The organism is Acidovorax sp. GW821-FHT09B03, assembly GCF_059418305.1.
In genome coordinates, this window is the sequence record NZ_JBWKPP010000013.1 from 1 (window position 1) to 11,452 (window position 11,452).

The window sequence follows — 11,452 nt, forward strand, 5'->3', positions numbered from 1 at the left end:
TGCGGTATCTCCGTTGCAAGGATACCCAAAAGGCATGCACGACTAATGCCAGTTATCTGCGGGACAGCACACTAGTTTTGCTGTGAACAACCGCCCATGACTGCCCTGTTGCCCCTGCCCGAACCCCGCCTGAAGTTCTTTGCCGACCTGCGCGTGCAGGTGGGCGTTCCGCAGGAGGTGGGCCACACGGCGCACGGCCTGCGCCGGCTGATCCCGATCACCGGCGGCACAGCCACGGGCGATGGCTGGACGGCCCGCGTGCTCCCGGGCGGAGCGGACTTTCAGCTCATCGTGAACGACCGGCTCTCCGAGCTCGACGCGCGCTACGTGCTCGAGACCGATGGCGGCGATTTCATCTACGTGCAGAACCGGGCCGTGCGCTCGGGCCCGCCCGAGCTGATTGCGCGCCTGGTGCGCGGCGAGCCGGTGGACCCGGGGCAGATCTATTTCCGCTGCAGCCCGAGCTTCGAGACCGCCTCGCCCGCGCTGGCCTGGATCGCTGAGCGCATGTTCGTGGGCTCGGGCGCGCGCTACCCCGATGCCGTGGCCATGCGTTTCTTCGAGTTGGCCTGAGCCTTCCTGATCCCCCCGACTTTCCTCACAAGAACCCCTGGAGACAACAAGCATGACGAAGACTTCATTCCAACCCGTCCGCCGCGCACTGCTGGCTGCCACCGTGGTCGCAGGCCTGGCCGCGCCATGGGCCAGCGCCCAGGCGCAGAACGCCGCAGCCGGCTACCCGAACAAGCCGGTGCGCATCATCGTGGGATTTCCGGCCGGCACGGGGCCGGACATCGTGGCGCGGCTGCTGGCGCAAAAACTCTCCGAGGCCTGGGGCAACCAGGGCGTGATCGTGGACAACAAGCCTGGCGCGGGCGGGCTGATCGCCGCCACCGAGGCCGCACGTGCTACGCCCGATGGCTATACCCTGATGCTGGGCGAGACTGGCCAGCTGAGCATTGCGCCCAGCAGCTACACCAAGCTGCCGTACTCGCCGCAAAAGGATTTCGTGGCGGTGAGCCAGGTGGTCACCTCCGACTTCGTGCTGCTGGTCAACCCGCAGAAGGTGCCGGCGCGCAACGTCAAGGACTTCGTCGAGTGGACCAAGCAGCAGAAGGGCCTGTTCCTGGCGACGTTCGGTGCGGGCACACCGGGGCATTTCGGCGCCTTCATGTTCGGTGATGCGGTGCAATTGAAGCCCGAGCCCGTGCACTACAAGAACACCACGGACGCGCTCGGTGGCCTGTTCAGCGGCGACGTGCAGGGCGTGTTCGCCAGCGTGGGCCTGGCCGCCCCCAACGTCAAGGCCGGCAAGCTCGCGGCCCTGGGCAGCACCGGCGCCACGCGCACCAACGCGCTGCCCGAGGTGCCGACCATCAAGGAGCAGGGCTACGCCAACCTGGAGTTCTCGTCCTGGTTCGGCATCGTGGCGCCGGCCAAGACCCCGCCCGAGATCGTTGCCAAGCTGAGCGCCGACATCGTCAAGGCCGTGCAGTCGCCCGAGGGCAAGGCCAAGATGGAAGAGGCCGGCTTTCGCGTGACGGGCACGGGATCGCAGGAGTTCACCAGGATCATCGCCGCCGATACGGTGACCTGGGGCAAGGCCGTGGCGGCCACCGGTTTCAAGGCCGATTGACCGGGCAGAGCCGCACCCAGAACCACAACAACACCCCCAGGAGACACACCATGCCATCCACTCCCCTTCGCACGCGCGCCGTGCGCCGCGCAGCACTGCCCGCCGCCGTGCTGCTGCCCCTCGCGCTGGCCGCCTGTGGCGGCAGCAACGACGGCCCCATGTGGCCCCCGGCCAATGGCGCCTACTCGGCGGCCTGTACCGGCCTGGTGGCCAATGCCAAGCTGGCGGGCACCACGCTGGCCACCAGCTATGTGCCGCCGGACAGCAAGCGCCCGGGTGGCGCGGCCACGGGGGCCTTCCTGCCCGGCCACTGCGTGGTCACGGGCAGCATCAACCCGCGCGTCGGGGTGGATGGCAAGAATTACGCCATCGGCTTCCAGCTGAGCCTGCCGGACAACTGGAACGGCCGCTTCCTGTTCGTGGGTGGGGGCGGCAACGACGGCATCCTGCGCGATACCTCGCTGAGTTCCAGCATCTCGGGTGGCACGCCATCGCCGCTGGGGCAGGGCTTCGCGGTCGTGTCCACCGATGGCGGGCACATCGGCACCACGGCCAGCTTTGGCGCTGACCCGCAGGCGCGCATCGACCACGCCTACAACTCCTACGACAAGACCGCCGTATCGGCCAAGTCGCTGATTGCCACGCACTACGGACGCAAGCCCGACCGTTCCTACTTTTCGGGCTGCTCGGGGGGCGGGCGCCAGGGCATGGTGTTCTCGCAGCGCTTTCCCGACTACTTCGACGCCATCACGGCCGGTGCCCCGGCCATGCGCGTATCGAGTGGCGCCACGGTGGCCGCGATGTGGAACACCATCGCCTTCAATGCCATCGCGCCACAGGATGCCTCGGGCAACCGCATCCTCTCGCAAGCATTCAGCAATGCCGACCTGAACCTGGTCGCCAATGCCGTGAAATCCTCGTGCGACGCCGCCGACGGGGTGGTCGACGGCATGGTCAGCAACACCAAGGCCTGCAAATTCAACCCTGCTGTGCTGCAGTGCAGCGGTGCAAAGGCCGCAGACTGCCTCTCGACCGCCCAGGTCGGCGCGCTCACCAAGGTGTTTGCCGGCCCGCGCAACTCGGCCGGCCAGGCGCTCTATGCCGGCCAACCCTGGGATCCAGGCCTGGCCGCACCGGGATGGCGCGCCTGGACGCTGGGCAGCTCGACCACCGCCACACCCGATGCGCGCTACATCACGCTGATGGTGGATGCGCTCATCAACGAGTTCTTCACGCCGCCGGACCTCACGTTCAATCCGCTGGCCTTCAACTTCGACACCGACCCGGCGCGCATGGCCGCCTACTCGGCGATCTATGACACCTATGCCGACGACAAGCTCACGGCTTTTCGCCAGCGTGGCGGCAAGCTGCTGTTCATCCACGGCATGTCGGACCCGATCTTCTCGGCCAACGACACGGTGGACTACTACGAGCGTCTGGCGGCCAACAACGGGGGCATCGCCAGCACCCAGGGATTTGCGCGGACCTTCCTCGTGCCCGGCATGAACCACTGCTCGGGCGGCCCGGCCACGGACAGCTTCGATTCGATCCAGACCATGGTGGATTGGGTAGAGAAGGGTATCGCGCCCGACACCATTGCCGCGAAGGCGCTGCCCACCCAGGTGGACTACCCCAACCGCACGCGGCCGCTGTGCGCCTACCCCCAGTTCGCCAAGTACAAGGGCACCGGCAGTGTGGAGGATGCGGGCAGCTTCGTCTGCTCAGCGCAATGACGCGGGCCGCGACTGCCTGTGCCTATTTCCGGGGTGCAGGCAGTTGCAGCTGGGCTTCCTTCGCCACGCGAATGCAGTCCTGCATGTGCTGCTCGCCCAGGTAGCGCAGCGTGGCGTAGCCAATGGCCGCCGACACGGCCTGGCCAGCCAGGGGCACGTACTTGGCCAGTTGCTTGGTGGTCAGGCGCAGCCCGACGGTCTGGGTGGCGCGTATCACCAGCTCGCGGGTGATGAGCTTGCCGATCAGCACCGAACCGACCAGGCCCACGGCCTTTTGCACCTTTTCGCGCTTTTCGGGGTCGAGCTGGTCCAGTTGCTGGGCCGACAGGCCGAACTCCGAGCTGATCTGCGGCAGCAGGCGCGAGAGCAGGGCGGCGTCCACGGCCCAGTCCAGCCCGGGTACGGGAACGGTGCTGGCGGCCGCGGCCACCAGGGCTCGGCGGTGCAGCAGGCTCCGGCTGCGCTGCACGGCAGCGGCCAGGGCGGGGTCGTCAGCAGCCATTTGTCGGGCAGTGGGCATGGGTCACCTGCAAAGTGGAAACTCAGCCTGATCTGGGGCCGCGGCGGCCAAAGGCAATGGCTTGGCGCTCAGCTTTTTCCCTTGATCAGGCCGTAGATGAACAGAAGCACGATGGCGCCCACGACGGAGGCGATCCATCCGGCCGCATCGCCTTGCTGGTACCAGCCCATGGCCACACCCACATAGCTGGCCAGGAACGAGCCCGCCACGCCCAGCAGGGCCGTCATGATCCAGCCCATGGAGTCGTTTCCGGGTTTGATGGCGCGCGCGATGAAGCCCACGACCAATCCAATCAACAGCGTTCCTATCAGTGAGAACATGGTTTGTCGCTTTGTGTACAGGTGAAAGAAGGAATGGCCCGACTGTAGCCGCGCGGCGGGCACCCGTCTGTCGGACAGCATGCCTTGGGCGCATGGGCCGCAGTTGTTGACAATCAATCGGCGGGCGGGCCGGCGGTGTAGGACTTGTCGCACATGGTAGCGCGCGTACCGCTGATGACCGCTGGCATCGGGACTGCCTACAGTGGTGGACATGCCCAGAACCCCCCAGAAAGAGGTCCGAGATGCGTAAATTGGTCGCTCCCATCGCCCCCACGTCCTTCGTGGCGGTCATCGCGCTCGTGGTCGGGGTGTTTGCGGCGTCGCCATCGGCGGTGCATGCGCAGGGCGACGAGGCGTCGCTGCAGCGTGGCGCCGTGGCGGACATGACGCCGCAGCAGCGCTACAACACCGCCATCCGCGAGGCGGGTGGGGGAATGAAGGTGGCGCTGGAGGAGTGCCGCGCCCAGGCCGGTGCCGAGCGCCGTTCCTGCGAGGCCCAGGCCCGGGCGCGTTACCAGGCCGACATGGCGGCCGCCAAGGAATTCCTGCGCAACCCGAATGCCCGGCCGGTGAACGTGACGGGCGGGCCCATCCGCGGCACGGAATCCACCTACGTGGTCAAGCCATGACCCTCCAAAGCAAAAGCGCGCCGATGGCGCGCTTTGTTGTCATGCGGGCTGCCGGAAAAGCAGCTTACTTCGCGGCAGGGGCGTTGGTCTCGACCGCCGTGGCGGTGGGCGTGACGCGGCGGGCGCCATCGAAGCGGCGCTGCCAGTAGGACTGGCGCATGTCTTCCACCCGGACTTCCGATCCACTGCGAGGAGAGTGAATGAATTTGCCGTCACCCACATAGATGCCTACATGGCTGAACGCCCGGCGCATGGTGTTGAAGAACACCAGGTCACCCGGCTGCAGTTCCTTCTTGTCGATCACCGTGGTGGTGGCGGCTTGCTGGTCTGCGCGGCGGGGAAGCAGCAAACCGACCGTCTGTTCATAGATGGCGCGGACGAAGCCGCTGCAGTCAAAGCCGGTCTCGGCGCTGTTGCCGCCACGCTTGTAGCGCACGCCGAGGAACCCCATGGCATTGCCCACCAGATCGGACGCCTTGTCCGCCACCGTATGGGCCTTATCGGCCACGGTGTGCTGCATGTCCTTGAGCTGGGACAGGAGACCCTTGTCCATCAGGATTTTTTCCATGTCATCCGCTTGACCGGCGGATGGTGCAGCCTGTGCGCTGACAGCGCAAGCCAGGAGGAGGGTGCAAAACCATTTGGACATGGGGGCGAAGGGTACCACGCTAAATTGCCCGTTTTGTGAGGGAAGTCACGTATGCCTTCATCTGGGGGCTGGACTTGCCTGCGCCACTCCCTTATACCCATGGGTTGCTTGGAACCCAGGTCCAACAAGGCTGACATGTATCTGACATCGAAATGCCGCATTTCTTTGCGCGCCGTGGGGTTTCTTGCTCTTTTTTCCATAGCGTCTGCAGGCATGGGAAGCGCCCATGCCCAGGGGACCGCCCCCGCTGCCAAGGCTGTCACCTTGGCGTCAGTGGCCACCGGCCTGGTGAATCCCTGGGCCGTGGCCTTCCTGCCCGAAGGCCGTTTCCTGGTCACCGAACGGCCCGGCCGCATGCGGGTGGTGGAGGCCAATGGCCAACTGGGGCCTGCCCTGGCCGGCCTGCCGAGCATTGCCGCAGGAGGGCAGGGCGGGCTGCTCGACGTGGTGACCGACACCGATTTCGCACGCAACCGGCGCATCTTCTTTTGCTACTCGGAACCCGGCGCGGCCGGCACCTCGGACAACAGCACCGCCCTGGCACGGGCCACCCTGGCGCCCGACAACCGTTCGCTGCAGGACGTGAAGGTCATCTTCAGCCAGAAGCCCAAGGTGGCCAGCAACCTGCACTTCGGCTGCCGCATCGTCCAGGCGGGGGACGGCAACCTGTTCCTGGCGCTGGGCGAGCGCTACCACCGCAAGGATGACGCGCAAAAGCTCGACAACCACCACGGCAAGATCGTGCGCATCACAGCCGACGGTGCGGCACCGGCGGACAACCCGTTTCGCGAGCGGGCCGGCGCCTTGCCCGAAATCTGGAGCTACGGCCACCGCAATGCCCAGGGCGCGGCGCTCGCGCCCGACGGCAAGCTGTGGATGCACGAGCACGGCCCCCAGGGCGGCGACGAGATCAACCTGCCCCAGCCGGGCCGCAACTATGGCTGGCCGGTGATCACTTATGGCGAAAACTACGGCGGCGGCAAGGTGGGCGAGGGCACGGCCAAGGCCGGCATGGAGCAGCCGCTGCACTACTGGGTGCCCTCCATCGCGCCCTCGGGCATGGCCTTCCTGGGCAGCGACCGCTATGGCGCCGCCTGGCGCGGTAGCCTGTTCGTGGGCTCGCTCAAGTTCGGCACACTGCACCGGTTCGAAGTGGCCAATGGCAAGCTGCAGCGCGAGGAGAAGCTGCTCGAAGGCAATAAGGAGCGCATTCGCGATGTGCGCCAGGGCCCTGACGGCTTTCTCTATCTGGTGACCGACAGCCCGCAAGGGCGGCTGCTGCGGCTCACCCCGGCGTCCTGAAAAGGTCAGGCGGGGACCGGGGGCTGCGACAATGTCGCATCCCATTGAATTTCCCCCGTATACGCCATGCTGCTCGACGCCTCCGAATCTCAACTCGTCCTGGTGGACTACCAGGAACGCCTGATGCCCGCCATTGCCGAAGGCGCTGCCGTGCTGGCCAATGCACGCCGTCTGGCGCAGATCGCGCAGCTGCTGGAGGTGCCGGTCTGGGGCACCGAGCAGAACCCTTCGCGCCTGGGCCCCAATGACCCGGCCCTGCGCGCCCTGTGCCAGAAGACCCTGGCCAAGATGCACTTCAGCGCCGCCGAGGAAGGCCTGGGCGAATGGCTGCGCCCCCCTGCCAAGCCCCAGCAGGGCGGCAATGCCCGCAGCCTGCCCAAGCACCTGCAAAAGCCCGCCCAGCAGGCGCCCGAGCGCGGCACCATCGTGATAGCGGGCTGCGAGGCCCATGTCTGCCTGATGCAGACCGCACTGGACCTGATCGACGACGAGTTCGAGGTCTGGGTCGTGACCGACGCCTGCGGCTCGCGCACCGACCGCAACCGCGATGCGGCGTTCGACCGCTTGGCCGGTGCGGGGGCCGAACTGGTCACGACGGAGATGGTGGCCTTCGAATGGCTGGGCAGCTGTGAGCACCCGGACTTCAAGGACGTGCTGGCGCTGATCAAGTAGGTGGCGCGTTAGCTGCCAGCGCGTTTTCCAGCGCGCGCCGGGTATCCGCGTCGGCCGGTAGCAGGTGGTCCATGCGCAGCGACTCCAGCGTCACGTCGAGCGGCGAGGCCAGGGTGGTGAAGGCCGACATGAAGCGCAGCACTCCCGCGCTGGAGCGCAACTGCATCAGCAGCACGGGAGGTTCATGGACCTGCCCTGAGGGTACTGGAAGGGTCATGCGGGCCATCGGCATGGTCTGCAGGCGCTCTGCCAGCGCGGGGTTGAGGGCTGCCTCCGCCTGGGCGCGCTGCAGCACTGCCGATGCCATGTCGGCAGCATTGACGATCCATGGCAGCAAGCCGTCGGGCCCGAGCAGCAGCTCGAGCATGTTCATTGTTGCGGCACCTGGGCGCACCGCAGGCGTGAACCCTATCAGCCGCATCAGAGCGGGCGTTGCGGCATTGGTCTCCAGCACATTCCATTGGGCATCGAGCAGCATGGCCGGAGCCGGTTCGTGTGCGCGCAGAAACTCCCGCAGGGTGTCCCGCACGGGGGCCAAATGCTCGCCCTGCCAGTCGCGGCAGGGGTAGTGCGGTGCGAAGCCGGCGGCCAGCAGGGCGCGGTTGCGTTCGGCCAGCGGGGTGCGCAGCGCATCCAGCAGCGCGAGCAGCATGGCGCGACTGGGTTGGGCCTTGCCGGTCTCCAGGCAGCTCAAATGGCGCTGAGACACCCCCGTGTGCAGCGCCAGCGCCATCTGGCTCAGGCGCTGGCGCTCGCGCAGCGCCTTGAGCAACAGGCCTACGGGGGCAGCTTTCGGAGGGGCGGACCTGGCGTCGGTGCGGGGTGAATGCATGGGGCAATGGTCGCACACCGGGCACACGAGTCGTCGTGGTTATGACCTGGGAGGTGATTGATGCAATGACCTGGGATGCAGAAGATCGGCTCCTCACCATTGACCAGGAGCATCCATGCAGACCCCTTCTTCCCACGTTTCCGCTGTCCAATCCATTGCGCCTTCCACCTTGGCAACGGTACAGACCTGGCGCCAGATGGCCCGCCAGCGGGATTTCAGCGCGGCTGCAGGCCTTCTGCATCCTGACGCCGTATTGCACTCGCCCCTCAGCCACGAGGGCCTGGAGGGCGGCGCGCAGGTGGCGGGTATCCTGTGCATGGCCATCGGCCTTTACAGCGCGTTCAGCTTCGGAGAGCCGCTGTGGCGCGATGGCGGCCACCAGGTGGCGTTGCCTTTTGAAGGGCAGATGGGACCCCACACGGCACGCGGGGTGGATCTGCTGACGCTCGATGCCGACGGCCGTGTGACCGCCATCGAGGTGTTCATGCGTCCCCTGGCCGTGGTCAGCTATCTGGCGCAGCAGGTGGCTGCATTGCAGCCCGCCTGAACTGCTGGCGCCCAGGGGCTGACGACGGCGAGGGCGCCAGTCAGCTTCCAGCAAGCCCGTCATGAATAATTATGAATTCAGAAATGCACCCCGGCCGAGGAGTGCACACGAGATGCTGGAGACACACCATGACGCGCTACGCAGATTTCTACCGCCATTCCATCGAGCAGCCTGATGCCTTCTGGGCCGGGCAGGCGAAACTCATCGACTGGCAGACGCCCCCGCAGCAGATCTGCGACTACAGCAACCCGCCGTTTGCGCGCTGGTATGTGGGCGGCACCACCAATCTGTGCCACAACGCGGTGGACCGGCACCTGGCCGAGCGCGCCGATCAGCCCGCGCTGGTGGCCATTTCCACCGAGACCGACAGCGAGCGCAGCTACAGCTTTGCCGAGCTGCATGCCGAGGTGCAGCGCATGGCCGCCGTGCTGCTCTCCCTGGGGGTGAAGAAGGGCGACCGCGTGCTGATCTACATGCCGATGGTGGCCGAGGCGGCGTTTGCCATGCTGGCCTGCGCACGCATCGGTGCGCTGCACTCGGTGGTGTTCGGCGGTTTTGCCTCGGGCTCGCTGTCCTCGCGCATCGAGGACGCCGAGCCCGTGGCCGTGGTCAGCGCCGACGCCGGTTCGCGCGGTGGCAAGGTCGTGCCCTACAAGCCGCTGCTCGACGAGGCCATCGTCCAGTCGCGCCACAAGCCAGCAGCCGTGCTCATGGTCAACCGGGGCCTGGCGCCCATGCAGCTGCACCCGGGCCGTGACCACGATTGGGCGGCCCTGCGCGCGCAGCACCTCGCTGCCGTGGTGCCCTGCGAATGGGTGGAGTCCACCCACCCGAGCTACACCTTGTACACCAGCGGCACCACCGGCAAGCCCAAAGGCGTGCAGCGCGACACGGGTGGCTATGCGGTGGCGCTGGCGGCCAGCATGCAGCACATCTTCGACGCGAAGCCCGGTGACACCTACTTTGCCACCAGCGATATCGGCTGGGTGGTGGGGCACAGCTACATCGTCTATGGCCCGCTGATCGCGGGCATGACGACCATCATGTACGAAGGCCTGCCGATCCGGCCCGATGCCGGCGTGTGGTGGAGCATCGTCGAGAAGTACCAGGTCACGCACATGTTCTCGGCGCCCACGGCCGTGCGCGTGCTCAAGAAGCAGGACGCGAGCTGGCTGCGCAAGTACGACGTGTCGAGCCTCAAGGCCCTTTGGCTGGCCGGCGAGCCGCTGGACGAGCCCACTGCGCAATGGATCAGCGATGCGCTGCAGGTGCCCATCATCGACAACTACTGGCAGACCGAGACCGGCTGGCCCATCCTCACGCTGGCCAATGGCATCGAGCCGCAGACCACACGCTTCGGCAGCCCGGGCAAGGCCATGTACGGCTATGCCGTGAAGCTGATCGACGAATCGACCGGCGAAGAGCTGACCGGTGCCCACCAGAAGGGTGTGGTCGCCATCGAGGGGCCGCTGCCGCCCGGCTGCATGCAGACCGTGTGGCGCGACGACGAACGCTTCGTCAACACCTACTGGAAGAGCATCCCCGGCAAGCTGATCTACAGCACCTTCGACTGGGGCATCCGCGATGCCGATGGCTACCACTTCATCCTGGGCCGCACCGACGACGTGATCAACGTGGCAGGCCACCGCCTGGGCACGCGCGAGATCGAGGAGAGCATCGCCTCGCACCCGAATATCGCCGAAGTGGCGGTGGTGGGCGTGGCCGATGCGCTCAAGGGCCAGGTGGCCATGGCCTTCGCGGTGGCGCGCGACGCCAGCGGGCTCGATGACCCGGCTGCGCGCCTGAAGCTCGAGGGCGAGGTCATGCAGCGCGTGGACCAGCAACTCGGCGCCGTGGCCCGGCCGTCGCGCGTGCACTTCGTCACCGTGCTGCCCAAGACGCGCAGCGGCAAGCTGCTGCGCCGCGCCCTGCAGGCCGTGGCCGAGCGCCGCGACCCGGGTGATCTGACGACCATGGAAGACCCGGCCGCGCTGCAGCAGGTGCGGGAGTTGGTGGGATAGCGCGGGTCGCCCGCTTCAGAGCCGGTGGACCTTGCCACCGGCAGCGCGCACGCTGGCCTCGATGAGGTACTGCATCTCGGGCGGCAGGTCGGCCACCGGCAGGGTACTGAACTGCGCGGGCGAGAACAGCAGCAGCCAGACGCGCTCGAATTGCCAGACCTGCGTCACGCTGCTCCAGGGCAGGGTGGCCAGGCCCGCAGGCGAGGCGAGCGTGAAGCTGTCCTGGTCTGCCCGCAGCGTGGCCTGGGGCGTGCCGCCCATGTCGCGCAGCTTGCCCATGGCATTGCGGTGGTGCACGGCATAGACGCTGGCGCACACCAGCAGGCTGATGGCCACGGCCGCGCCGGTGACGCCGATCTGCCAGGACCGGTCGCCACGCACCAGCAGCACCCCGAACCAGATGGCCAGCGCCGCGCTGACCAGCAGTGTGCGCCGGCCCGTCGAGCGGCGCCAGAAGCAAAACACGGCATGGCGGACCAGGTCGGGGTGGTAGTGCAGGGTGGTTTCCAGGGGCATGGCGCTCAAGGCATGGAAGAACAAAGGGCCGCAGTGTGCCACCGATGGCCTGGCTGCCTGGGGCGCGCCGTGCAG

13 protein-coding genes are annotated in these 11,452 nt (G+C 67.1%); 8 read left to right on the plus strand and 5 right to left on the minus strand.

Going from position 1 to position 11,452, the window contains the following annotated elements:
- Positions 1 to 96: 96 nt before the first annotated feature.
- From AC07PA_RS21115 to AC07PA_RS21125, 3 genes are read left to right on the plus strand one after another with little or no spacing between them, the layout of a single operon-like run.
- A complete protein-coding gene (locus AC07PA_RS21115; protein ID WP_494608914.1) occupies positions 97 to 573 on the plus strand; it encodes a DUF3237 domain-containing protein in 477 nt (158 codons plus the stop codon).
- Between the two features lie 52 nt (positions 574 to 625).
- A complete protein-coding gene (locus AC07PA_RS21120; RefSeq protein WP_494608913.1) occupies positions 626 to 1,636 on the plus strand; it encodes a Bug family tripartite tricarboxylate transporter substrate binding protein in 1,011 nt (336 codons plus the stop codon).
- A 50-nt stretch (positions 1,637 to 1,686) separates the two neighbouring features.
- A complete protein-coding gene (locus tag AC07PA_RS21125; protein ID WP_494608912.1) occupies positions 1,687 to 3,369 on the plus strand; it encodes a tannase/feruloyl esterase family alpha/beta hydrolase in 1,683 nt (560 codons plus the stop codon).
- A gap of 22 nt (positions 3,370 to 3,391) precedes the next feature.
- Here the strand turns inward: AC07PA_RS21125 and AC07PA_RS21130 are convergent, their stop codons facing one another.
- Positions 3,392 to 3,889, minus strand: coding sequence for a hypothetical protein (locus tag AC07PA_RS21130; protein WP_007855436.1), 498 nt, complete (start codon positions 3,887 to 3,889; stop codon positions 3,392 to 3,394).
- A gap of 68 nt (positions 3,890 to 3,957) precedes the next feature.
- Positions 3,958 to 4,209 (minus strand): GlsB/YeaQ/YmgE family stress response membrane protein, encoded by a 252-nt coding sequence (locus AC07PA_RS21135; protein ID WP_494608911.1) that lies wholly within the window; start codon positions 4,207 to 4,209, stop codon positions 3,958 to 3,960.
- A gap of 242 nt (positions 4,210 to 4,451) precedes the next feature.
- Between AC07PA_RS21135 and AC07PA_RS21140 the strand changes: the two genes are divergently transcribed.
- Positions 4,452 to 4,838 carry a hypothetical protein gene (locus AC07PA_RS21140; RefSeq protein ID WP_007855434.1) on the plus strand — a complete coding sequence of 129 codons (387 nt, stop codon included), beginning with the start codon at positions 4,452 to 4,454 and terminating at the stop codon, positions 4,836 to 4,838.
- 64 nt (positions 4,839 to 4,902) lie between these two features.
- Here AC07PA_RS21140 and AC07PA_RS21145 read toward each other — a convergent pair whose 3' ends face one another.
- A complete protein-coding gene (locus AC07PA_RS21145; RefSeq protein ID WP_494608910.1) occupies positions 4,903 to 5,487 on the minus strand; it encodes a C40 family peptidase in 585 nt (194 codons plus the stop codon).
- Positions 5,488 to 5,700: 213 nt separating this feature from the next.
- Here AC07PA_RS21145 and AC07PA_RS21150 point away from each other — a divergent pair, with 213 nt between their 5' ends.
- Positions 5,701 to 6,789 (plus strand): PQQ-dependent sugar dehydrogenase, encoded by a 1,089-nt coding sequence (locus AC07PA_RS21150; RefSeq protein ID WP_494608909.1) that lies wholly within the window; start codon positions 5,701 to 5,703, stop codon positions 6,787 to 6,789.
- A 66-nt stretch (positions 6,790 to 6,855) separates the two neighbouring features.
- A complete protein-coding gene (locus AC07PA_RS21155) occupies positions 6,856 to 7,461 on the plus strand; it encodes an isochorismatase family protein (protein ID WP_007855431.1) in 606 nt (201 codons plus the stop codon).
- Here AC07PA_RS21155 and AC07PA_RS21160 read toward each other — a convergent pair.
- Positions 7,454 to 8,293 carry an MmyB family transcriptional regulator gene (locus tag AC07PA_RS21160; RefSeq protein WP_494608908.1) on the minus strand — a complete coding sequence of 280 codons (840 nt, stop codon included), beginning with the start codon at positions 8,291 to 8,293 and terminating at the stop codon, positions 7,454 to 7,456. The two genes, AC07PA_RS21155 and AC07PA_RS21160, sit on opposite strands and share 8 nt — an antisense overlap.
- A gap of 115 nt (positions 8,294 to 8,408) precedes the next feature.
- On the opposite strand from AC07PA_RS21160, the gene AC07PA_RS21165 reads away from it, so the two are divergent.
- Together AC07PA_RS21165 and AC07PA_RS21170 are read left to right on the plus strand one after the other, a co-directional pair.
- Complete coding sequence (locus AC07PA_RS21165; protein WP_494608907.1) at positions 8,409 to 8,840, plus strand: nuclear transport factor 2 family protein; 432 nt, start codon at positions 8,409 to 8,411, stop codon at positions 8,838 to 8,840.
- Between the two features lie 83 nt (positions 8,841 to 8,923).
- A complete protein-coding gene (locus AC07PA_RS21170) occupies positions 8,924 to 10,861 on the plus strand; it encodes a propionate--CoA ligase (RefSeq protein WP_494608906.1) in 1,938 nt (645 codons plus the stop codon).
- Between the two features lie 15 nt (positions 10,862 to 10,876).
- On the opposite strand, the gene AC07PA_RS21175 is transcribed toward AC07PA_RS21170, so the two are convergent.
- Entirely contained in the window at positions 10,877 to 11,377 is a 501-nt protein-coding gene (locus AC07PA_RS21175; protein ID WP_494608905.1) for a YcxB family protein, read from the minus strand.
- Between the last annotated feature and the right edge of the window lie 75 nt (positions 11,378 to 11,452).